We start from the raw sequence: 23,700 nt of genomic DNA, 5'->3' as shown, positions 1-23,700 counted from the left end.
TATTTGCGCTCATTCTGGGTGCAAGTTAACCAATCTGTTTTTTATGAATTTATTTAACGCATTGATATTTAAAGAAATAAATATTGGCATGTTGATTGTAATAGTTTTGCTCAGACAGGTGAAAAATATAATAAAACCATATAGGAGCAACAAAGATGAAGTTAATAAGTGCCATCATAAAGCCTTTTAAGCTTGATGATGTACGTGAAGCCATCTCTGAAATCGGCATCGACGGATTGACGGTGACAGAGGTAAAAGGTTTCGGTCGTCAGAAAGGTCATACCGAGTTGTATCGCGGGGCAGAATATCAGGTCGATTTTCTACCCAAAGTGAAGTTGGACGTTGCCGTACAGGATGATCACGTTGATCGTCTAGTCGAAGCCATTATTGGGGCCGCTAAAACCGGCAAAATCGGTGACGGTAAAGTTTTTGTTTATGATCTGGAACACGCGGTTCGAATTCGGACTGGCGAAACAGATAACGACGCGATATAAGGGGAGAAAGTAAGATGGACCAGATATTTGAATTACAATATGCCCTCGATACCTTCTACTTCCTGGTATGCGGTGCGTTGGTTATGTGGATGGCTGCCGGTTTTGCCATGCTCGAAGCAGGTTTGGTACGGGCAAAAAATACCACCGAAATTCTAACCAAGAATATTTCTCTTTATGCTATTGCTTGTACCATGTACATGGTTTGCGGCTATTCCATTATGTACGGAGGAGCCGATTTTAGCTGGTTCCTAAGTGGGATTACCGGAGACGGTGCAACGGGGGTAACTGAAGATCCCGCCACCTATGCTCCGGCAGCGGACTTCTACTTTCAGGTAGTGTTTGTTGCAACTGCGATGTCAATTGTATCTGGTGCTGTAGCTGAGCGTATGAAGCTATGGGCATTCTTTGCTTTTGCTATTGTGATGACTGCTTTTATTTATCCAATGGAAGGCGCCTGGACTTGGGGCGGTGAGTCCGTGTTTGGACTGTATACTCTGGGTGATTTAGGATTCTCTGACTTTGCCGGCTCAGGTATCGTACATATGGCTGGCGCGGCTGCTGCATTGGCTGGTGTGTTATTGCTTGGCGCCCGTAAAGGTAAATATACTGCAGACGGAAAAGTGAACGCTATTCCTGGCGCAAATCTGCCGATGGCCACCTTGGGCACTTTCATCCTGTGGTTAGGGTGGTTTGGATTCAACGGTGGTTCGGTGTTAGCAACAGCAAGTGTTGAAAGCGCAAACTCTGTGGCCGTGGTCTTTATGAATACTAATGCCGCAGCTGCAGGTGGTTTAATCGGCGCGTTAATTGTTGCCCGCTTTATGTTTGGCAAGGCGGATCTGACCATGGCATTAAATGGTGCTTTGGCTGGGCTGGTTGCCATTACTGCCGAACCTTCTACCCCAACACCGTTACAGGCGACATTGTTCGGTGTTATTGGTGGTGTATTGGTGGTATTCAGCATTTTAGCCTTGGATAAACTGAAAATTGATGATCCAGTTGGTGCCATTTCTGTTCACGGAGTGGTCGGATTCCTGGGATTGATGCTGGTTCCAATCACTAATCCGTTAACTGAAGATGGTGGATCATCCTTCAGTGGCCAATTGATTGGTGCGTTAACTATTTTCGTTTGGGTTTTCGTGGTCAGTCTGATTGTTTGGGCCATTATCAAAGCCACCATCGGTATTCGAGTCTCGGAAGAAGAAGAATACGAAGGTGTAGATATGAGCGAATGTGGGCTGGAAGCCTATCCGGACTTTTCGATTAAATCATAATATAGATTCTCCACTGTCTATCGAACCCCGGCTTGCCGGGGTTTTTTTACGCCCAAGGTTAGGCTGTATGCCCCGGTAGTAGGGAACGTTCCTGAGCTCAGCTTAAATAGCGCTTTGAAATTAGTAATTTAATCACTCTGCATATAGTATGCGGTAATGTTTTACCGGTATGTTTTTAAAGAGCCTTTAAGATAATGTCACAACCACAAAAAGGCATTTGTGCCGAACCCAATCTGCATGGATTATTCTTGATGTTTAATGTGGATGAAGGCAAAGAGGCCATCATTCGTAAGAAGTTATCCGTTATATTGGACATTTTTGAACATTATGACGAAGAGCACTACGAAGGTATGGTGTCCGGTGTTATTGCGATTGGCAGCAATTATTGGGTGGAGTTGTTTCCTGGTGCTTTTCCTAAAGAGTTGTCACCTTTTCCCGATTTCTCTGAATATGACCGCAGTGCGCCAGTGGTTCCTTTTGATTTATTTGTGCAGATCCGCGCCGACCGGGCGGACATTTGTCATGCCATAGGGCTGGAAGTATGTGAACTACTGCAAGGCGATGTTGAACTGGTCGAGCAGGTAAAAGGCTTTCGTTTTCTGGATGGTCGCGATCTAACCGGTTTTGTCGATGGATCTGACAATCCCAGAGGAATGAAAAAACTGGATGTGGCTATTGTCGGCGATGAAGATCCTGATTTTACCGGTGGCAGTTATATTCATGTCCAGCGTTTCCAGCATAATCTGGATAAATGGAACAGATTGTCGGTGGCAGAACAAGAGATGATTATGGGCCGCAGCAAGGAAGATGATGTTGAATTTTCCAGCGAGTATAAAGCGACTTTTTCACACAGTTACAAGATGTCAATAACTGATGAACAAGGTCAGCCTGTCAGATTGTTGCGCCAGAGTATGCCCTATGGTGATATGAAAGTGCAGGGGCAGTATTTTATTTCATGTGCCCGGAGCGCGGCGTCGTTTACTCGCATGTTACGTAATATGATTGTTGCGGATGATAATGGCGATTATGACCGGCTGCTGGATTTTACCACCGCTGAAACCGGGGGCGCGTTTTTTGCTCCATCGGTTAACTTTATTAAGCAACATGCAAAATAATAACGATAATCAGACCCTTTCACTTAGGAGAAAATAATAATGAAAAAGACTTTACTGGCATTGTGTGTTTTGGGCGTTTGCTCCAGTGCGGTGGCTAATACGCCATCGGAAAAAGCCATTCAGATAGCCCAGGATAATATGATAATCGACACGCATATTGATGTACCGTATCGGGTAAATAAAGGTTGGGAAGATGTTACCCAAGCTACTGACAAAGGCGATTTTGATTATCCCCGTGCGGTTAAGGGAGGGCTTAATGCGCCCTTTATGTCGATTTATATTCCAGCAACTTATGAAAAGTCGGGTGGCGGCGATGAGTTGGCAGACAAACTGATCGACAGTGTTGAAGCTATTGTCGGGCGGGCTCCGGATAAATTTGCCCTTGCATATTCAACAGCTGATGTCGAGCAGGCATTCAAAGATCACAAAATTGCATTGCCGATGGGCATGGAAAACGGTACTCCGGTTGGCGGGAGTATGGATAAATTGCGTCATTTTTATCAGCGTGGGATCCGTTATATCACTTTGGCTCATTCATTGAGTAACCATATTGCCGATTCATCCTATGATCTGCGTCGTCAATGGCATGGATTGAGTCCATTTGGTAAAGAACTGGTAGTGGAAATGAACAAGCTGGGTATTATGGTGGATATTTCCCACGTATCAGATGATGCCTTTTATCAGGCAGTAGAAATTTCCAAGGCTCCAGTTATCGCTTCCCATTCGTCATTACGCAAATTTACCCCGGGTTTCGAGCGTAATATGGATGATGAAATGGTCAAGGCGCTGGCCAAAAATGGCGGCGTGATCCAGATTAATTTTGGTTCCAGCTTTATTTCCGGGGTCACCCAGCAATGGTCTAACTTGCGCAAAGCCGAGTTGGAAAAACAAGGTATTGAAGACGATAAGGATGCCCGAAAAGCCTTTGATGAAAAATTCAAAAGTAGCAATCCGTACCCTTACGCCAGCCTGGATATGGTGCTTGATCATATCGACTACGTCAAAAAATTGGTGGGTATAGACTATGTAGGCATCGGTTCGGATTTTGATGGTGTAGGTGATTCGTTACCGCGTGATCTTAAAGACGTGTCCTACTACCCATATCTGGTGCAAGGTTTGCTGGATAGGGGTTATTCGGAAGCTGATATCAACAAAGTGCTGCATGGTAATCTGATGCGAGTGTGGAAAGCCGTGGAAAAAGTCGCTACGGAGATGTAATTCGACCTGTTACATCGCTACGAGCATAAATAAAAATGCTGGCAAATTGCCGGCATTTTTATTTCCAGTTTTCAACCCGCCCTACAATACACCGAGTTCTCTCAATCGTTCAGTAAGATAACTGTCGGCGGTATGACGTTCAGACAATACCACTTCAGGGTTAGGGTGCAAAAACAGCGGCAGAGATATACGCGACTTGGTTTGATCTGCACCTTCAGGATTAATCACTCTATGGGTGGTAGAGGGAAAATAACCACCGGATGCCTCTTGTAACATGTCACCAATGTTAACGATCAAATTACCGAAATCACAAGGTACGTCCAGCCAGCCACCTTCCTTGTTTTTCACCTGTAGCCCCGGCTCGTTCGCAGCGGGTAATACGGTAAGCAGATTGATATCTTCATGGGCCGCTGCGCGAATGGCATCCGGTTCCTCACCTCCATGCAACGGTGGATAGTGAAGGACCCTTAATAAGGTTTTCTCGCTGTTTTCCACCATGCTGGAAAGTGACTGGCTGTATTTGGCCGAAACCTCATCGGGTGAATACTTCTCTACCCAGGATAATAGCGTTGACGCCAACTGGTTAGCTGCGGCGTAATAATCGGCCAGTTGTTGGCGATACTGCTGCGGGCATTGTCCCCAAGGGTAATAGTGAAAATACTCCTTAATATCCTTGGTTTTATGTCCTTTGGCGGTTTCTGATACGCTGGCGGGAAAGAAGCCGTCCTGAGTTTTGCTGTTGTAGTGAAAGCGATGCTTTTCTTCACTATCAAAGAAGGCTTGCCAGGTCTTATAGATGTCGTCCACCATACTTTGTTTAAGAGGGTGGTTCTTTAATACGCCGAATCCTGTTTCGTGCAGTGATTCAACAAATTGTTGGGCGGCGTTATCGGCATTAAAATCGACGGCAACAAGTTTCATAAGGCTTCCTGAATTTATCGTTTTGCTAAAGCTTAGTAAAAATTCGGCCTGTCAGTATCGGAGATACAACTGACAGGCAGTTAAACGTTTTATGATGGTGATCACAGATATAAATAGATACCTGCCAGCGCAGCGCTCATCAAATTAGCCAGTGTTGCCGCGGCTACCGCTCTTAGACCTAGCTGGGCGATATCGGTACGGCGATTGGGAGCTAATGCGCCTAATCCGCCCATAAGGATCGCGATGGAGGAAAAATTGGCAAAACCGCACAACGCAAAGGTAATAATCGCCTGAGTTTGGGCCGTAAGTTGCTCTTTGTGGGCAATAAAATCCAGATAGGCAACAAACTCATTGACCACTAGTTTCTGACCAATAAAGCTACCTGCGACATTGGCTTCATCCCAAGGGACGCCTAATACCCAGGCCAGTGGCTGGAAGATATAGCCGAGGATCATCTGGAAGCTGAGTTCTTCGTAGCCAAATAGGCCACCAGCCCAGCCAATCAGTCCGTTTAGTAACGCAATCAATGCCACAAAAGCTAACAACATAGCACCCACATTGAGGGCTAGCTGCATACCTGATGCGGCACCGCTGGCGGCGGCGTCAAAAATATTGGTGTATTTTTCTGAAGAGCTGTCCAGCTCATTGAGTTCATTTTTAGGTTGCTCGGTTTCGGGTAAAATTATTTTGGCCATTAGCAGCCCGGCTGGCGCGGCCATAAAACTGGCGGCCAATAGGTATTTTAGTTCTACTCCCAAGCCAGCATAACCGGCCATTACGGAGCCGGCGATGGAAGCCAGACCACCTACCATAATGGCAAACAGTTCCGAGCGGGTCATATGCGGAATAAAAGGCTTAACCACCAATGGTGCTTCGGTTTGTCCCACAAAAATATTGGCTGCTGCCGACATGGATTCTGGCCGGCTGGTTCTCAGTACCCATTGTAAAAAACCGCCTATCATGCGGATAATCCAGGACATAATACCCAGATAGTACAAAACGCTAATTAAAGAAGAGAAAAATACGATTACGGGCAATACATTAAAGGCAAAAATAAAGCCGATAGATTTATCGCCGACCGGGCCAAACAGGAAGTTGATCCCCTCCTGACTGTAACTGAGTACGTTTTTTATCACATCGGTTAGTGACAACAACATTTCGATGCCTGGTGGGAAATACAGTACAAATGCACCGATTAGTGCCTGTATGGCAAAAGCTCCGCCTACAGTGCGCCAATTGATGGCTTTACGATTGGTAGACAGTAATAGTGCCAATCCAATCAGAACTAAAATGCCGAGCAAGCTTGTCATGTGTTATCCCCAATATTTATTGTAATTATAATTTTGATGCATTTCGGATATGCGCCTTTATCACCTCTAAAGCGGGGCGATTTTTACCTCCCTGTGTCACGACGATATTGGCTTTATGACGGCAGGGTTGAATAAATTGATGGTACATTGGTTTTACGGTTTGCTCATATTGCCGGGCAACGGATTCCAGAGAACGACCCCTTTCGGTCAGATCCCGCTGAATTCTGCGCAATAAACAGATATCCAGTGGTGTATCCATATACACTTTCAGATCAAATAAGGGCAATAATTCGGGCGACGCCAATAGCAGAATTCCTTCCACCACCACAATTTTTTGTGGCGTGCGTTCTGTTTGCTGACTGAGTCGGGTATGAGTTTTAAAACAATATTCAGGATACTGAATCGATTGCCCCTGTTTTAATTGACGTAAATGTTGGGCAAGCAGCTCATGCTCAAAAGCATCGGGATGGTCGTAGTTAGTTTGCTCACGTTGTGGCATGGACAATTCGCTTTGATCACGATAGTAGTGATCTTCGCAAAGTATCAGTACGTCGGTGTCAAACTGACGCAGCTCGTCGCACAGGGTGGCGGTAAATAATGATTTACCCGAACCCGAGGCACCGGAAATCGCAATGATATGTGGTATTGACATAGCTAGAAGTATGAAAGATTAAACGACGCTCAGGTTACCAGTGGTAACGAAAAAAGCCAGTGTTGATATGGAAATTAAACGTAAATAACCTTACGTAAGGCCGATTCTCTGTGCTCTTGTTATTTAACCCCAGCTCGGGATAAGTCACGCCTCTCAATAACGCTCTTTTTGCACCTGGCAGCGTTGGGCTTTCTAGTCATAGTCCGCTATGACGTACGAAAGCCCGCCTTGCCAGGCACAAAAATGTCGTCATTGAGTAAACTATTTATTCAACAATGGTTGAGTGAATAATATAACTATCTGAATTATTTACCCTTTGTAAATATAAACGACATTTCTTATCCCGAGTTGGGGTTATTTACCGATAAACTCCAGTCCATCTTCAGTTAATTGTTCCAAAGCATAATTGTGCAGTTTGGAACGTGAACCTTCACCTTGCGCTTTGGGTGGGTAATAAGGGGCTTTTAAATCAGGACAGTCTTGGTAGATTTCTTCCAGAGCCGCCCTGATTTCACTCAGCATCTTATCCAGGTTGGAACTGAAGTCTGGCCGTTTTCTAATCGTATGACCCAGTTCAATCAAACGATAAAAATAACGGTTGGCCAGTTCCAGTAGTTCGGTGGGTAAGTTCTTATTGTGATTGAGTGCGGCGTTGTCGAAGCGTAAACAGTAGTCCAGCAAGGCAATATAAAAACAGAACGGTTTGTTGGATAACTGCACTGTGCGGTTATCAAAACTGTTGGTTAAGGTGCGTTCATGTAGGTTGATAATTAGCTTGGGTCTAGGCTTATTATCCGTTTCGTTATCCGAGTGTGGCGTACCCCACAGCTTGAGTTGCCGGCGAGACAAGTAAACTAATAACAAGCTGGCCAATAAACTCAGGGGCGAAAAGCTGTCAGCAAAACGAAAAGGCAAGATCACTATTTTTAACGGGACTGTTCGTTCCGGCGTAACTAGTGGTATTAATAGCTCCTGTCCTTTAATTTCTTCTGTTACCTGTATTTTCTGCAATGCGTTAATTCTGACCGGGGCATGCTGAGTGACGAATTGCTGGTTCATATTGTCCATATACAGGCGCACGCTTGTGGCATTGGCCACCTGCTTCATCTGCTCGTTGGCCAGTTGCAGCCAGGGCAAATCCAAAGCAATGCGAGTTTCTAAATTTAGTGCGTATAACCGACTATTGTCTTTATAGCTGATTAAAGCTGAAGTACTGTAAATCCCCTGAAACAGGATAAATATAAGCGTAAAAGCAATAGCGATGCGGATCTGGTATCTAGTTGATGGCTGCATTTTTTCTTCCCGGACACTCCGGCACCAGCTTTAATTGGCTGAAATAGCCATTGGCCTGCTGAGTTGCAATATCAACTAATACATCCTGCACGGCACAGTACAGGTCGACATTTCTGGTTTCCATTTTCATATACCACTTGGAACCGTGAATACGTTCTTCAATCGGGGTTATGTAGTTTTTCAGCAATGTTGTTTCATCATTTTGCTGCCAATAAGATGAAATAATATCAACTTGGCCTGAAGTGAGTAGGTGGCGCAATTCAGAATGAGAATTGGCATAGGTAATTTGCATGGTATCAGGCGACAAGTTCAGCGATTTTAACATTCTGATTGGAATAATATGTCCCGAGCGGCTGGTGGGGTAATCCAGCAAGCCTAATCGTTTTCCGAGTAAATATTCCTTGGTTATTTGTGGCTTTTCACGCATGGCGATTAAGTAAGCTGAGTAATCCGGATAAGAGGCGACTTCTTCATATCCGTAAGTGGATTCTGCCTTGATGGCATCCATCATATTCTGTTTCACTAACGCCAGATCGGCGATGCCTTTACCGACAAACTGCAATACCTGATTTTCGCCGCTATTCCAGAATACGCGTACTTTACCAAATTGTTTGGCCACGACAGGGTTGGCGCAAAGCGAGTTAGCCAACTGCCGCGCAGCAAGCTCTGCATTAATATACACAATGAGTTCTTGTTGGCTGTTAGAGGTCTGGGTATCACATGCGGCGAAATGATGAATGACGGGCTTTAACTGCGGGACAGGACGATCTAATGACATTCCTCCCGCATACCACATAGTGACAAGCAGGATGAGACTGACGCATAAAATAGTTATTCTGGAATTAAGCAGGTCGTGAATGATTTTATTTCCATTCTTATACTTAAGTAAGGATAGACATTTGAACAACTAATTTTACTTATTGCAATAGGTAATATTATTTATAGGATGTAACTATATGATTTATAAGATATATGAACAAGAAGTTATGAATATGCTTGAGGGCTTCCTGTTTTTCCTGAAGAGCGCAGTATTTATCAGGCAAAACTAATAAACATGTGCAAATAATGTACTACTATTTTAAGTGGTTCATTAAAATGTCATAAACAGTGAACGAAATATATCTGTAACAAATAAACTATAAAGTCTTGCAGACACACTCAAACTAGGAAGAAAACATGATACACAAGTCAAAACTTACGCGCGTTGCTGCGGCAATTGCCTTGTCAATAGGCCTGGCGTCAACCGCTATGGCTCAAGAAACATCTTCGGGAATTAGCGGTAAAATTATCGGGCCACAAGGTAATGCCGCTGCCGGAACGGTTATTACTATTACGCATGTGCCTTCCGGTACTTCCAAACAAGTCATCGTTGGTGCTAATGGACAATATACCGCCAAAGGCTTACGTGTTGGTGGTCCTTATCAAGTGGTAGTCGATTCTGACACCTTTCAGGATACTACAGTAAGTGACGTATATCTTACCTTGGGTGAATCTTATAACTTGAACTTGTCTTTGGAATCCGAGCAGGCCATGGAAAGTATTCAGGTTACTGCTTCTCAGGTCAGTACTTCAGTCTTTGGTTCGACGGGTCCTTCAGCTAATTTTAATCTGGCTGATCTAGAAAGTGCTCCGGCAATTAATCGTGATATTAACGATGTAATCCGAGCTGATCCCCGTATTTATGTGGATGAAAGTTTTAATGACGCCGTTCAGTGTGGTGGTGCAAGCCCACGATACAATAGTTTGACTTTGGATGGCGTTCGTATGAACGACAACTTTGGTTTGAATAGTAACGGTTATCCCACTGAGCGTATGCCATTTTCTTTTGATGCCATTGACCAGGTAGCAGTTGAATTAGCGCCTTTTGATGTGCAATACGGTGGTTTTACTGCTTGTAATATCAACGCGGTGACTAAGTCAGGTACTAATGAAATTCACGGAAGCGCGTTCTTTGATTACACCAGTGATTCATTCAAAGGTGATAGTGTTGAAGGCGAGGATGTTGATAACGGTAATTACACCGAAAAACGTTATGGTGTGAATGTCGGCTTCCCTTTGATTAAAGATACTTTATTCGGCTTTGTTTCCTATGAAAAAGTCGAAGGAGTACAGTTGTTTAGTTATGACGCGCTGGGAGACCGGGTAACACAAGCCGATATCGATCAAGTAACTAGTATCGCGCAAAGTGTTTATAACTACGATGTTGGTGGTATGCCGGGAGCGGCACCAGTAGAAGATGAAAAATTATTGGTAAAATTAGATTGGAACATCAATGATAATCATCGAGCTGCTTTTGTTTACAACTATAACGATGGTTTTAGTTTAAGTCAGTCTGATCAATCTTCCAGCAGTTTGCCTTTGTCAAATCACTACTATAAGCGTGGTGCTGAATTAAAATCGATGGTGCTATCGGTTTACTCCGACTGGAATGCCAACTTCTCTACCGAATTACGTTTGGGTAAAACTGAATTGGATAACGTTCAAGCCTCTACCGATGCAGCTTCAGGTTTCGCTGAAGCACAAATTAGAACCGACGGCGGTGGTACTATTTATATTGGTCCAGATGATTCTCGCCAATCCAATCAGTTAAACTGGGAAAATGTCACAGCCAAGTTGGCAGGTACTTATTATCTTGACGACCACAAAATTACTGCCGGTATTGAATACGAAAAAATCGATGTATTTAACCTGTTTATGCAGCATACCGTAGGAGAGTATCGTTTTAGTAGTATTGCTGATTTCGAAGCTGGTACTCCTGGTAGTATTTATTACGGCAACTCGGCAGGTACCAATAATCCAGCTGATGCCGGTGCAACATTCGCTAATACTCTCATGACGTTATATGTTCAAGATGATTTTGATCTGACTGCTGACGTAAAATTGATGGTCGGTTTGCGTTATGACAAATACAGCACGGATGATGTCCCACGCGAAAATGCCAATTTCAGGAACCGTTACGGATTTAGTAACACCGGTAATGTTGATGGTATTTCATTACTTCAACCTCGGGTTGGCTTTAATTGGTCAGTGGCCGATAATTTGGAAGTTCGTGGTGGTGTAGGTTTATATTCTGGTGGTAATCCTAACGTATGGATTTCTAATGCCTATTCCAACGATGGTGTAACTAATATTCAGGTACGTGAGCGAGAAATTGATAATTTCGATAGTTTGTTTGACACTGAACTATCAGGCCAAGGCCGTCCCATCTATGATATCCCTCAAGCCATGTACGATGCGGTTGCCAATACATCAACAACCGATGGAGATGGCGATGTAAATGCCACCGATCCTGATTTCGATATTCCGTCTGAATGGAAATACTCTATTGGGGCCACCTATATCACCGATGATGATTATGTTATCAGCGGTGATTTGATATACACCGATAAGCAAGACTCCGCTATCGTAAAAGCGTTAAGTGTGGTTGATACAGGTGAAGATGCTCCTGATGGGCGTCCTCTTTATGCAACGTTGCCCGGCCGTTTTGAGAACAGTGATTTGCTGTTAACCAATGTTAAAGGCAGCGATGCAACCTCAACGGTTATTTCGACTTCAATTAGTAAAGAGTATGATAACGGAATTAGTGCAACCTTGGGGTATGCCTATGTCCGTGCAACCGATGTGAGCCCAATGTCTAGTTCAACGGCTGGTTCTAACTTCGGTAACATCGCACTATCGGATATTAATAATCCCGGATTAGCCACATCCGATTATGAAATTCGTCATCGTTTTACTATGAATTTAAGCTATAAAGCTGAGTTGATTGATGGTTACGACACACGTTTCAGCCTATTTGGTATGGCGAGTGAAGGCCGTCCATATTCTTATACGTTCTCGAATGCTGGTGGCATGTTTGCAGATTCAAACGACTATCGTAGTTTGATTTATGTGCCTGAAGAGAATGATCCTAACGTAGTCTATGGGCCGGATTTCGATTTAGATGCATTTAATGATTTTATTGAATCCGAAGATCTTGCTCGAGGTGGAATCACAGGTCGTAACTCCAGAGCTGCCGATTGGTGGGTTAAATTTGATGCACGCATCGAACAGGAATTACCTGGGTTTATGCCAGGCCATAAAGCCAGTGCATTCCTGGTTATTGAAAACTTGGGTAACCTGATTAATGATGACTGGGGAGTGATGAAACAAGGTTCATTTGTAGGTGAGGATATTATTGAAGCCTCTATTAATGACCAAGGACAGTACGTGTATGAGCGTTTCTTACCAGTTGATCAGGCAGTTGTAACAGCCCCTTCACTTTGGGAAATTCGTTTAGGTGTTAAATACCGTTTCTAAATAATGGTAATAAGTGCCAATTTAAAAGCCGATCTTTATGATCGGCTTTTTATTTTCTGTTAGTTTAATAAGTAGCAAACCTATTGGTTAATTTAGGGGCGTAACATTACGTCAAATGGTTTACATATATGATACTAAGATTATTTTTCTTGATGGTGGTGGCTGTGTCACAACTAACCCAGGCGGAACAAATACGAGTGGCGACTTTTAACGTTAGCATGGAAGCTACCAACTATGTTGAACGTGACCAGCCGGTTAACGGCGATGAGCTTTTCGAGTTACTTGCCACTGGTGACAATCAGCAGATTAAAAATATCGCGGCGATTATCCAGCGGGTAAGGCCGGATATTATTTTGCTTAATGAGTTTGATTACACGCCGGATCCGGATAAAGGCGTCAAAGCTTTTATTCACAACTATCTTAATATTGCCCAGCAAGGCTCAGAAGCGATTGATTTTCCTTATTTTTATGTTGCGCCGGTCAATACCGGTGTGGATAGTGGTGTGGATCTGGATCGTGATGGCCAAAAAACGGGGGTAAAAGGAGATGCCTTTGGCTTCGGCTTTTATCCGGGCCATTTCGGTATGGTGCTATTGAGCCGCTTTCCTATAGATGGTGACGACGTGCGGACTTTCCAGCATTTTTTATGGAAAGATATGCCGGATAATCTGATGGTGAAAACCGTCGATGCTGAGGGACAACCCTGGTATTTGCCAGAAACACAAAAGGTTATGCGTTTGTCGTCCAAATCCCATTGGGACGTGCCAGTAAAGGTGCAAGGCAAAACCATTCATATTCTGGCCAGCCATCCAACCCCGCCAGTGTTTGACGGGCCTGAAGATCGCAATGGCAAGCGCAATCATGATGAAGTGCGCTTCTGGGTGGATTATCTGGGGAGTGATTATGATGCGTCTTATATCTATGATGATAACGGCCAAAAAGGTGGTTTTAACGACCAGCGTTTTGTATTGCTGGGCGATCTGAATTCGTCGATGGCAGAAGGGGATTCTTTCAAAACCGCTATCGCAAGTTTACTGACCCATACTCGGGTGAATGGTCGGGCGATTCCTCATAGCCAAGGGGGACAGCAACATACGCCGGATAATCCGTTGGCCGGCACCCATACAGCCGGATGGCGTATGCGCGCTGACTATGTTTTACCTTCGGAAAAAGGTTTTAAGGTAATTGGTAGCGGTATTTTTTGGCCGACAACAGACGAGCCGGATTATGCACTGATCAAAGATCGTAACAGTTCATCCGATCATCGTCTGGTCTGGCTGGATTTAGAGATTAAATAAACTTAAACCGTATTAAACGTTATCAAACAGGCCTTCAACCAATTTAAGGGTTGCTTCAATATTACTTACATCAGCCGGGGCGATAAAAATGGTGTCGTCACCGGCAATGGTGCCCAATACTCCATCGGCCGGACTGAGTGAATCGAGTAAGCGGGCAATTAACTGGGCGGCGCCCGGGCTGGTGCGAATAATCACCATCACATTATTGTGCACAATATCCAGCACCAGTTGTTTAAGCGGGCTTTTAGCAGTGGGCATGCCAAATTCCGGTGGCAAGCAATAGACCATTTGACCCTTGGCATTACGTGCCCGGACCGCGCCATGTTTGCTTAGTAAGCGGGATATTTTGGATTGACTGACATTATCAAAACCCAAATCGTTTAAGGCTGTAGCTATTTCACCTTGCGAGCCAAATTTTTCAGCCTTGAGGATTTCTTTAAACGCTTTTATCACTTCGTCTTTAGGTTGCGACATTTATAATCCTTGTAATTATTTATCGTCTATTCTGCACAAAGAGTTGAATTTTCGCAATTTGAACCTATTTAGTTACATAGTAAATTTAAACAAGCGTCATGATTCCTTTCACATACTTAGTCGTTAATGTGCAAATATATTTAACTTTTCGTAGGGTTGTAGTAACTTTGCAGCCCGCAAAATACTTGAATCACAGGAGAATACAATGAAAGTCGTCGTTTTAGGTGCAGCTGGTGGTATCGGCCAGGCACTATCCCTTTTACTCAAAACTCAGCTTCCAGCCGGGACTGAATTGTCTTTATATGATGTGGCCCCTGTGGTACCGGGCGTAGCGGTTGACTTAAGCCATATTCCTACCGACGTGAAAGTAACAGGTTATGGAAAAGAGGATTTAGCTCCAGCTCTGGAAGGCGCGACTATTGTATTGATCCCTGCTGGCGTACCCAGAAAGCCGGGTATGGATCGCTCCGATTTATTTAATATTAATGCCGGTATCGTAAAGAATTTAGTTGATGCTATCGCAGACAACTGCCCGGAAGCGTGTACTTGTATTATTACTAACCCAGTTAACACTACCGTCGCGATTGCCGCAGAAGCACTGAAAGCCAAAGGCGTTTACAACAAAAATAAATTGTTTGGTGTCACTACTTTGGATGTGATCCGCTCTGAGACTTTTGTGGCTGAATTGAAAGGCCTGAATGCGGCCAATGTGCATGTACCTGTTATTGGCGGTCACTCCGGTACCACTATTTTGCCATTGTTATCCCAGGTTGAAGGCGTAAGCTTTACCGATGACGAAGTAGCCAGCCTGACACATCGTATTCAAAATGCCGGTACCGAAGTGGTAGAAGCCAAAGCCGGTGGCGGTTCGGCAACTCTGTCTATGGGACAAGCTGCGGCGCGTTTCTGTTTATCATTGGTTGCTGCCATGAAAGGCGATAACGTGGTTGAGTATACCTATGTACAGGTTGACGGTTCTGACGATGCAGAATTCTTCTCCCATCCGGTACGCCTGGGTACTAACGGTGTGGAAGAAATTTTGCCGTACGGCGAACTGAGCGCTTACGAACAAAAAGCCAAAGACGATATGTTGGAAGGCTTGCGTGGCGATATTAAAATCGGTGTGGAATTTGTAAACGGTAAATAAGTTATTGTTAAACAGGTTTAGCCTGTTTCAAACAAGTAAAAAACCAGCCTTGCGGCTGGTTTTTTTATGTCAAATTGCTATTCAATTAGCGTGTTTCTATCTAACATATTTATCAACGTAGGGCTTGATTTGCTCCGCCCAGATTTTATACCCATCGGCATTGGGATGAAGTAAATCCGGCATTATTTCTTTGCTCAATGTACCGTCATCGGCCAGGAAATGCTGGTTAATATTGGCAAACATCACATTATGCAGTTGTGCCAGCTGTTTAAGCAATTTGTTGGTTTGCTGATTATTCTGACGCAGCTTATCGTCCTGATCCGGCCCTCGGGGAAAAATCGCCAACAGTAATACTTTGGTGTTCGGCAAGCGCTCTGATAGCTCAGTAAGGATATGCTCCACCCCAGCGGCAATACTGGCCGGATTATCCATCCGGTGCCCGGTGTTATTGGTACCTATCATCATAATAGCCAGCTTAGGATTGATGCCGTCTACTTCACTATGTTGCAAGCGCCACAATACGTTCTCGGTGCGATCCCCGCCGTAACCAATATTCATGGTATTGATATCGCCAAAGTACTGTTGCCAAACGGCTTGGCCAGTATTTTCCCAGCCATGGGTAATGGAATCACCAATCAATAACAATTCAGCTTGTCCCAGTTTAGCTTGGGCCAGCTTCTCTTCATGGCGAGGCATCCACCAGTCGACAGACCAGTATTCATTCAGGGTATCAGGAGTAATGGCCAGTTTATCTTGCTCAGGGCAGTCGAAGTTGCCTTCACCCACAACATTAAAACGGATATTGGCAATACTAAGTTGTCCTTTGCCCCCTGCTTCGAGATTAAAAGGCAGGTTAACCTTAGCAAAGCTCGCACCTTGTTTTTCAAAGCACTGCATGGGAATAGCAAGATGTTGCCAGCCTTTGTGTTCCTGCTTTTGCGCCCATTCGCGTAAACGGACTTTAGAAGTACAGTCCGGTCCACAACTCATGGTCAAATCCAGCGCCGTTTTGGCAAAATCTTCGATACGAATATCAAACTCGACAGTACCTTCGGGCAGAAATGGAGCCAAATTCAACGGCTCGCCACCTTCAAAGTACAAGCTGTAAAACCAGGAATCTTTAAAACTATAAGTTAAGGCATCTTCCTGCACGTCTTTATCACTGGTGGTGAGTTTGACAGTGCCGTCTGTCAGTTCGGCAAAGGCACCACTGAATATCTGGTTTTTATCCGAATTTTTGATAAAGGCATGCCAGGGTTCCAGCGGACGCGCATTGTAGAGCAAGATATCTTGTGGTTGATCAGAGGCGACTCCCTCTAATTTTTCTGGCAAAGTAGCCAGTTCTTGGTTGTCCTGATAGGTCAGGCCATAACCATAGGCAAATAAAGGATCGTAATCCTTGTCACCGACATTCAGTTGATCCTGGAGTGGTGATTTAGGCCAGGAAAAAGACAGCTTGCCACTAAAATCGTAAGTGGCCTGCCCACTTTTATCGGCTAACAAGACATCGGCTATACCCGCACCTTCGCTACCGGGTAACCAGGCTGCAACAAAGGCATCTGAGGCGTTGAGCTCCGGGTTAACCCACAATGGACGACCGGAAATAAATACCGAAACCACAGGAATATTCTGTGCTTTAAGCGATTTGAGTAGCGCCAGACTTTGCTTGTTTCCCGGTTCAAATTCCAGCGTATTGATATCGCCCTGTCCTTCGGCATAGGGATCTTCACCAAATACCACAATGGCCACATCCGGTTTTTGCTGAAAAGTACCGTCTTCGGACAACACCACCGTACTGCCAGCGGCAGTTGCGGCCTGTTCAATACCCTGATAAATGCTGGTTGCTCCGGGGAAGTCGCTGTTTTTACTGTCAGTGCCTTGCCAACTTACGCTCCAGCCGCCGGATTGTTTACCGATACTGTTGGCATGGGTGCCTGCCACCAGAATGCGTTGTCCGGCTTTTAACGGCAGTAAATGCTGGTTATTTTTTAATAATACCAGTGATTCACGCACGGCTTGCCGCGCTACCAAACGATGTGCTGCCGCACCAACTAGCTGATTCTTCCCTCCTAATTCGCGCTCTGAAGGTTTTTTGCCATCGAATAACCCCAGCTGTTTTTTGACCAGCAATATGCGGGTTACGGCATCGTCGAGTCTTGCCATGGGGATCTCACCGGCATTAACCTGTGCCAGTGTTTTGCCGTACATACTTTTCCAGTCGTAGGGCACCATATACAGATCCAGCCCGGCATTCATCGATGCGGCACAACTGTCATTGGTGCAATTGGGAATTTGGCCATGGCCGTTCCAGTCACCGACAACCAGACCGTTAAATCCCATCCGCCGCTTTAATACGTCAGTTAGCAGATAGTGATTACCATGCATTTTCTGGCCATTCCAGGACGAAAAGCTGGCCATCACCGATTGAACCCGGGCTTTTATGGCTTCGGGGTAGCCGGCATTATGGATATTCACCAGTTCGGCTTCGGCGATTTGCGCATTGCCCTGATCATCACCACCGCTGGTACCTCCGTCGGCTAAATAATGTTTGGCGGTGGCGGCCACATGGTTTTCATCCAGAAACTCGCTACTTCCCGGAGTACCCTGCAATCCCAATACCATTTGGCTGGCATATTGGGCGACTAAATCAGGATTTTCCGAGTAGCTTTCGTAGGTACGTCCCCAACGATCATTGCGCGCAACCGCCAAGGTAGGAGCAAATACCCATTCAATCCCCGAGGCTCGCACTTCACGGGCGGTGACTTCGCCTATTTTACGGATAAGGTCAGGATCGTGAGCCGCACCCAGACCAATATTGTGCGGAAAAATCGTCGCGCCTTTAACATTATTGTGTCCATGTACTGCATCGGTGCCCCAGAATATGGGAATACCGGTGCGGCCATCGGAAGTGTCGATAGACGCGGTATAATATTGATCGGCAAAGTTTGCCCAGTCTGACGCCGTGGCATCGGTATTACGGTTCGGCACTGAGCCGCCGCCGTTAAGTAGTGAACCGATGTGATACTGGCGAGCCTCCGCGGGACTAATAGTCTGAATTTCGGCTTGTAATACCTGGCCGACTTTTTCTTCTACCGTCATTTGGGCGACTAAATCGGCCACAAAAGATTTATCAGAAGGCGTTTGAATAGGCGGAGACTGCACATCGGGCCATAAACTGATGTCAGACCCGGTTATTTCTGCGCGTTCAGAACTGGCACAACTGGTGAGCAAGGCAGCGCTCAAGGCTGCACTGAGTAATGTGGTTAAAAAGGTTTTGCGTTGAATTTGCATACCTGTTTTCCTGCTTAGGTTGGTAAGCCAAAGGTTATTTAATAACAATTAGTTAACATGTTGCTAGAGCGTTTTTAGTTTGTGCTATTACGAAAATTGTCTGTCAGCAAGCAATATTAAGTACTTGAATACCTAATATTGCCTGTCTGAAGTTATGATTAGTTTTCGCGTTTAATACGAATCGTTGTTCCATCGTATTGCACTGACTGGTGAGCGGTTACATCCAGTTTTGACGGACTGTCGGCATTTTCATCTTCATCAAACCAGTGAATATGGAAGGTTCGCTGTTTGACCATGCTATCAAATTCACCCTGACGAGAACCTATGGTCAAGGTGCCACTGGTATCATCATAGGCTATCGGGATCGCGCTAAACTCCCCCTGTTCGTATTGGTAAGTCTTGCCATCATCGTTATATAAGGTGTACTGGCCGTCGGCACCGGTATACACATTGAGGGTGATGGGGGCGTCGAGCTTTTCATACACGGTTTGAATATCCGGACCGCTAGGCACGATGGAGCCAGCTTTAACAAATAATGGCATCTGAGTAAGTGGTGCGTCGGCTTGGATTGTCTGTCCGCCTTCAAACAGTTTGCCAGTATTGAAATCGTACCACTTGCTACCCTGTGGCAAATAGACTTCGCGACTGCGTGCGCCCATTTCATACACCGGGTTGACCAAAAATGCCGGACCAAACATGTATTCGTCATTCAGGTTAATTGCGGTTTTGTCTTCGGGGAAATCCATCACCAACCCGCGCATCAGCGTACCGTCTTGCTGGTTCATCTTGATGGCTTCACTGTAGATGTAGGGCATCAGGTGATAACGTAGTTTGGTATAGTAGACCAGATTGTTGTATACCTCAGAGCCTTCATCCGCCAGATTATAAATTTCACGATAAGGATTCTGGCCATGGGAGCGGAAAATCGGCACAAAAGCGCCAAATTGGAACCAGCGCAAATTGAGTTCCTGCCATTCTGGTACCAGCTCTTTAGCCATACCGGAATAGTGACCGACGATGCCATCTGCAGAATAGCGATATTTATCTTCCGGAGTAAAACCGCCAATGTCAAAGGTCCAGTTGGGCATACCGGACAAGCCGACGCTGATTCCGGCAGCGATTTGTTCATGTAAATTTGACCAGCGCGGTACGGTATCACCGCTCCAGATGGCAGCCCCAGCGCGCTGAATACCGCCAAAACCGGAACGGGTCAGGATGAAGGCGCGCTTGTCCGGATCCGTCTGGCGTTCGCCTTTGTATACGCCTTCCGCGTTAGGTAGCGCATAAGAATTAAAATATTCTGCGCCAGATCCCACCGACAATGGACTCATAATCTCTTTGCGTTTGCGGAATGACAGGTTGGAGTGTATGTCCGGCTCGGAGGCATCCAGCCACCAGGCATCAAATCCCAGTACATTAAGGTTATCGCGGATCTGTCGCCAAAAAATCTGCTGGGCCTCTTGTGGGTAGGGGTCATAAAAGCCGTTTTCGTAGCCGGGGCCAATCCAGTCGAGGTTATGTTCCTGTTCGACGTTTTTACTCAACATATAGCCCTTGGCGTCCAATTCCTTGTAATTATCCGTGGTCGGATAAAACTTGGGCCAGACCGAGATCATGATATTGGCATTGAGTTTATGCACTTCATCAACCATTTTTTTCGGATCAGGGAAATGCTTTTTATCAAATTGGTGACTGCCCCAGGCGTCCTGCGGCCAGTACGACCAGTCCAGCACGATATTATCCAGCGGGATCTCGCGTTTACGGTATTCCTTGACCACATCCACCAGTTCATCCTGATTCATATAGCGTTCGCGACTTTGCCAGAAACCGTACACCCACTTAGGCAGCATCACTGCTTTACCGGTGAGCTGGCGATAGCCTGAAATCACATCGTCGGTGTCTTTACCGGCGACAAAATAATAGTCGATAGCCTTGCCGGTTTCGGAGGCAAAGGACAGCGAATATTGCTCGTCATGGGGCAGGGGATCGTTATGCAGCAAACGGAAATAGCCTCCGTTGGACTGCCAGTCGATTTTTATCGGTGTTTTTTGTCCGGCAGTGAGTTCAATTTCAGTGTTGTGATACCAGGGATTCCAGTTCATCCGCCAGCGATTAAGCAGTTCTTTGCCGTCGATACTCAAAGAGGCGTAGTCACTGCTGTACATTCTGAATTTATGCACACCGCTGGTTTTGGCTTCTATCGAGCCTTCCCATACCACATGCGGATTTTTGACTTCGCCCAGTTCTTCAGGGAAGGGATATTCACGCACGCTGTTATTGGCCAAAAACTGGTAGTTGGGATCGGCTTCCACCCGACTAAAAATCAGTTTGTCACCGTCATAATAATTCGCGGTTAGGCCACCTTGATTGCCATCGGCATCATATAACACCAGATCGGCATTCAGCGGCTGGGATTTCTGCGGATCACCAAACTGGGTTACCGAGGCGTTATCCCAGAGTACGCCGTAATTGCGGGTTGAAACCACAAACGGAATGGTAATTTCCAGGTTATAGGTGGTCATCTCCACATTCTCGCCAGCATAGTTAACCTGACCATTTTGATGTTGGCCTAATCCGAAAAAGCCTTCATCGGTGTTTTTGTTCCACTGCTGGCGCACTGCGTAGGAATCGGCATCCGGTGTGACAGGATCTTCGGTCACCGGATCAAAAGTGCCACGATTGGTTTCTGCCAGCAGCGTCTTTCCCTGCGCATCTTTAAAACTGACAGTGCCGTCAAGCAACGATACTTCGGCGCTGACTTGGCTGGTTTTTAGCTGTACCTTTTCACCCACCTGCTCAACCTTGAATTTGGCATCCGCTTTGGCCACCACCATCAAACTGTCCGGTACCACTGACAAATCATCACCTGGCAAAGCCGTCACATGAATGATCTTGTCGCTGATAACTTGCAGTCGAACCTTGTCGGCACTGCTTTCGGCCAAAGTGACAATAATCCCGTTGTCGGTCTGTTCAAATTGACCCAACTGTTTTTGGCTGCTGATATTGGCGTTGGCCTGTTCCGACCCGGAATTGCAGGCTTGTAACAATGCAAGAGGAATAATCCCCAAGGCAAAAGTGCGGGTAAAATTACGACCCAAAGTACGAGTGAATGTCATGTTTTTCTCCATTAAATAATACTGGCTAGAGGGCGCTGACCCTTGTTAGCTAGCCGAAACTTTTTATGGCTGGTAAGTCGCCATCTTGATTTTTAAAATATGTGGTTTGGAGGTGAAGTTCAGCCCCCAGTCAGTCTGGTCGCCATTCCAGACCCGCTCGAATACCCATTGACCATTTTCAAAATGACCTTCTTCTACCCGTTCAATCATAAAATGCTGATCTTTTAATTCATCAGAGGGAGAGAAACTGACCCGTGCACGATAAGCGGTGAGCAGATATTCGTTATCCGATAATTTGGCAATCAGCGCGCCGCCAGACGCAGGATCATTGCCAACCGGCGGATCGATCCAGAACATTTTGCGCCCATAGGTGACTTCGGCATCCCACAATCCCAAATCCAGATGTTGGGTTAATTTAGCCGGATCGACTTCTGCCGTTTTTTGCTCGTCGCTGGAGTTGGCATTCCAGACTTGCTGTTTTTCGCTATAGGTATCATAAGGTTCTGATACCCCCCAGACTTCACCTTCGTAACTGAGTTTGGCCCATACCGATGCCCAGGGGGCCATTAACCGGTAGTTTTCGGCAAAGGGGGCGATGGTGTCGTCATTGACCTGTTTGGCACCTAATGGGTAGTTGGCATAATCGGTGTAATCCATACCAAAAGGGGCAAAGCCGATGCCTTGTTGACCCAAAGTAGAAAAGAAATAACGCGCGTAGGGTTGATCATTGCCAATTTCGGATACAAACAACGGATTGTCGTCACGGGAATATAAGTCCAATACCCTGGTTACTGTTTTGTGATCGCGAAAGTAAATATCCGGTGTAATCATATCGACATGCGGTGCGGCAATTTTCCATAGATCCAGCACGTTGTCGGTGGGACCTCCCATGGAATAGCCGTCACCGGGATGTACCGGATGACGCAAGGCCACATTGACGTTAACCGGTAAATCCTTAATCGCTTTTCCGGCTTCGGCAATTTCATCTACATAACGGCCAATAAACCAGGCGTGGAAAAACTCGTCTGCGTCGGAGCCGAAAACGTCAGACCAACTGCCGGGTTGTTTGCCCAGTCCTTTAATCAGCTCGTCCGGCACTGGCTGATTAAATTTGGCCTGTGCCGCGGCTGAAAAATCCCGTTTGGCGCCATAGGTTCCTACCTCATTTTCAACCTGCAGCATAATCACCGTATGTTGTGGATCGTTAGCCTTGAGATATTTGACCAGTTGTAGATAGGCTTTTTTATCGGCCTCCAGCGTATTGCGGCTTATTGGCGACAGCGAATTCAGAGTCTCTCCGTCTTTTTTAATCACCCGTGGGAAGCGTTTATTGTCCAGCTTGACCCAAGCTGGCGCGTAGTGAGGGGCGTTATTTTTCCAGGTGGCGAACCACAAAAGATTGAGTCTGACATTATTTTCCCGAGCTTCAGTTAGCAGCGCATCCAGGTAACTGAAATCGAACTGGTCTTCAGTAGGTTCGATTTGTTCCCAGGCCACCGGAATACTCAGCGTATTAGCCTGCATTTTGTTGATCACAGGCCACACATCCGCCAGAACCGCCGGGTAATTGGCCGAATTATTTGCTTGTGCTCCCAAAATAAGAAAAGGCTTGCCGTCCACCAATAACGCATGTTTGCCGTTGTTAGTCATCACCTCGGGTAACGGATGCTGTTCGTTAGCCACAGCGGGATTTGTCGCCGTCGCTTTACAGCCCGACAGGGTGGCCAAAACCATCATCAGGGATAGCGCGGCGCATGCCTTTGTCGGTCTTGTAGATTGTGGGTTGCTTGTTGTCATTAAC

Annotated in this window: 15 protein-coding genes and 2 pseudogenes; 7 read left to right on the top strand and 10 right to left on the bottom strand. The window is 45.7% G+C overall.

Annotated features, from left to right (window positions below; genetic code table 11):
- The first annotated feature begins 155 nt into the window (after positions 1–155).
- The 4 genes from glnK (at position 156) to V1467_RS16285 (ending at position 4,101) form a co-directional block, all read left to right on the top strand.
- Positions 156–494 (top strand): P-II family nitrogen regulator, encoded by a 339-nt coding sequence (gene glnK, locus V1467_RS16300; protein ID WP_416306027.1) that lies wholly within the window; start codon positions 156–158, stop codon positions 492–494.
- 14 nt (positions 495–508) lie between these two features.
- A complete protein-coding gene (locus tag V1467_RS16295) occupies positions 509–1,768 on the top strand; it encodes an ammonium transporter (protein WP_416306026.1) in 1,260 nt (419 codons plus the stop codon).
- Positions 1,769–1,962: 194 nt separating this feature from the next.
- Complete coding sequence (locus tag V1467_RS16290) at positions 1,963–2,883, top strand: Dyp-type peroxidase (RefSeq protein WP_416306025.1); 921 nt, start codon at positions 1,963–1,965, stop codon at positions 2,881–2,883.
- A gap of 39 nt (positions 2,884–2,922) precedes the next feature.
- On the top strand, positions 2,923–4,101 hold the full coding sequence (locus tag V1467_RS16285; RefSeq protein ID WP_416306024.1) for a dipeptidase: 1,179 nt from the start codon (positions 2,923–2,925) through the stop codon (positions 4,099–4,101).
- A gap of 81 nt (positions 4,102–4,182) precedes the next feature.
- Here V1467_RS16285 and V1467_RS16280 read toward each other — a convergent pair whose 3' ends face one another.
- From V1467_RS16280 to V1467_RS16260, 5 genes are all read right to left on the bottom strand, one after another.
- The gene (locus V1467_RS16280) at positions 4,183–5,022 is read right to left on the bottom strand and encodes an isopenicillin N synthase family dioxygenase (protein ID WP_416306023.1); all 840 of its coding nucleotides are present in this window, start codon (positions 5,020–5,022) and stop codon (positions 4,183–4,185) included.
- 101 nt (positions 5,023–5,123) lie between these two features.
- Positions 5,124–6,332: a NupC/NupG family nucleoside CNT transporter gene (locus V1467_RS16275; RefSeq protein WP_416306022.1), complete on the bottom strand. Its 1,209-nt coding sequence runs from the start codon at positions 6,330–6,332 to the stop codon at positions 5,124–5,126.
- Between the two features lie 25 nt (positions 6,333–6,357).
- A complete protein-coding gene (gene udk / locus V1467_RS16270; protein WP_416306021.1) occupies positions 6,358–6,984 on the bottom strand; it encodes a uridine kinase in 627 nt (208 codons plus the stop codon).
- A gap of 354 nt (positions 6,985–7,338) precedes the next feature.
- On the bottom strand, positions 7,339–8,277 hold the full coding sequence (locus tag V1467_RS16265) for a hypothetical protein (protein WP_416306020.1): 939 nt from the start codon (positions 8,275–8,277) through the stop codon (positions 7,339–7,341).
- On the bottom strand, positions 8,261–9,055 hold the full coding sequence (locus tag V1467_RS16260) for a PhnD/SsuA/transferrin family substrate-binding protein (RefSeq protein ID WP_416306019.1): 795 nt from the start codon (positions 9,053–9,055) through the stop codon (positions 8,261–8,263). The genes V1467_RS16265 and V1467_RS16260 overlap by 17 nt, the downstream gene beginning before the upstream one ends.
- Before the next feature lie 398 nt (positions 9,056–9,453).
- Here V1467_RS16260 and V1467_RS16255 point away from each other — a divergent pair, with 398 nt between their 5' ends.
- Positions 9,454–12,573, top strand: a complete 3,120-nt coding sequence (locus V1467_RS16255) for a TonB-dependent receptor (protein WP_416306018.1) — start codon at positions 9,454–9,456, stop codon at positions 12,571–12,573.
- A 128-nt stretch (positions 12,574–12,701) separates the two neighbouring features.
- Positions 12,702–13,871 (top strand): endonuclease/exonuclease/phosphatase family protein, encoded by a 1,170-nt coding sequence (locus V1467_RS16250; protein WP_416306017.1) that lies wholly within the window; start codon positions 12,702–12,704, stop codon positions 13,869–13,871.
- Positions 13,872–13,883: 12 nt separating this feature from the next.
- On the opposite strand, the gene argR is transcribed toward V1467_RS16250, so the two are convergent.
- A complete protein-coding gene (gene argR / locus V1467_RS16245) occupies positions 13,884–14,345 on the bottom strand; it encodes a transcriptional regulator ArgR (protein ID WP_416306016.1) in 462 nt (153 codons plus the stop codon).
- A 205-nt stretch (positions 14,346–14,550) separates the two neighbouring features.
- Between argR and mdh the strand changes: the two genes are divergently transcribed.
- Positions 14,551–15,492, top strand: coding sequence for a malate dehydrogenase (mdh, locus tag V1467_RS16240; RefSeq protein WP_416306015.1), 942 nt, complete (start codon positions 14,551–14,553; stop codon positions 15,490–15,492).
- A 96-nt stretch (positions 15,493–15,588) separates the two neighbouring features.
- Here the strand turns inward: mdh and V1467_RS16235 are convergent.
- The 4 genes and pseudogenes from V1467_RS16235 to V1467_RS16220 all read right to left on the bottom strand — a co-directional run.
- Positions 15,589–16,122, bottom strand: a pseudogene (locus V1467_RS16235) (GDSL-type esterase/lipase family protein); the annotation flags it as partial.
- A gap of 132 nt (positions 16,123–16,254) precedes the next feature.
- Positions 16,255–18,783, bottom strand: a pseudogene (locus V1467_RS16230) (glycoside hydrolase family 3 protein); the annotation flags it as partial.
- 158 nt (positions 18,784–18,941) lie between these two features.
- Positions 18,942–21,899, bottom strand: a complete 2,958-nt coding sequence (locus V1467_RS16225; protein ID WP_416306014.1) for a TIM-barrel domain-containing protein — start codon at positions 21,897–21,899, stop codon at positions 18,942–18,944.
- 63 nt (positions 21,900–21,962) lie between these two features.
- The gene (locus V1467_RS16220; protein ID WP_416306013.1) at positions 21,963–23,696 is read right to left on the bottom strand and encodes a DUF5597 domain-containing protein; all 1,734 of its coding nucleotides are present in this window, start codon (positions 23,694–23,696) and stop codon (positions 21,963–21,965) included.
- Positions 23,697–23,700 lie beyond the last annotated feature (4 nt).

Source organism: Neptunicella plasticusilytica, from assembly GCF_047922965.1.
Taxonomy (GTDB): Bacteria; Pseudomonadota; Gammaproteobacteria; order Enterobacterales; family Alteromonadaceae; genus Neptunicella; species Neptunicella plasticusilytica.
Note: the sequence above shows the minus strand (reverse complement) of the source record. Positions and strands in the feature narration are given on the sequence as shown.

Bases quoted from the DNA above. Each gene is read 5' to 3' on its own strand.
- mdh (WP_416306015.1), top strand. From the start codon at position 14,551: ATGAAAGTCGTCGTTTTAGGTGCAGCTGGTGGTATCGGCCAGGCACTA.
- V1467_RS16275 (WP_416306022.1), bottom strand. From the start codon at position 6,332: ATGACAAGCTTGCTCGGCATTTTAGTTCTGATTGGATTGGCACTATTA.
- V1467_RS16225 (WP_416306014.1), bottom strand. From the start codon at position 21,899: ATGACATTCACTCGTACTTTGGGTCGTAATTTTACCCGCACTTTTGCC.
- V1467_RS16280 (WP_416306023.1), bottom strand. From the start codon at position 5,022: ATGAAACTTGTTGCCGTCGATTTTAATGCCGATAACGCCGCCCAACAA.
- glnK (WP_416306027.1), top strand. From the start codon at position 156: ATGAAGTTAATAAGTGCCATCATAAAGCCTTTTAAGCTTGATGATGTA.
- argR (WP_416306016.1), bottom strand. From the start codon at position 14,345: ATGTCGCAACCTAAAGACGAAGTGATAAAAGCGTTTAAAGAAATCCTC.
- V1467_RS16295 (WP_416306026.1), top strand. From the start codon at position 509: ATGGACCAGATATTTGAATTACAATATGCCCTCGATACCTTCTACTTC.
- V1467_RS16250 (WP_416306017.1), top strand. From the start codon at position 12,702: ATGATACTAAGATTATTTTTCTTGATGGTGGTGGCTGTGTCACAACTA.
- udk (WP_416306021.1), bottom strand. From the start codon at position 6,984: ATGTCAATACCACATATCATTGCGATTTCCGGTGCCTCGGGTTCGGGT.
- V1467_RS16260 (WP_416306019.1), bottom strand. From the start codon at position 9,055: ATGTCATTAGATCGTCCTGTCCCGCAGTTAAAGCCCGTCATTCATCAT.
- V1467_RS16290 (WP_416306025.1), top strand. From the start codon at position 1,963: ATGTCACAACCACAAAAAGGCATTTGTGCCGAACCCAATCTGCATGGA.
- V1467_RS16285 (WP_416306024.1), top strand. From the start codon at position 2,923: ATGAAAAAGACTTTACTGGCATTGTGTGTTTTGGGCGTTTGCTCCAGT.
- V1467_RS16265 (WP_416306020.1), bottom strand. From the start codon at position 8,277: ATGCAGCCATCAACTAGATACCAGATCCGCATCGCTATTGCTTTTACG.
- V1467_RS16255 (WP_416306018.1), top strand. From the start codon at position 9,454: ATGATACACAAGTCAAAACTTACGCGCGTTGCTGCGGCAATTGCCTTG.
- V1467_RS16220 (WP_416306013.1), bottom strand. From the start codon at position 23,696: ATGACAACAAGCAACCCACAATCTACAAGACCGACAAAGGCATGCGCC.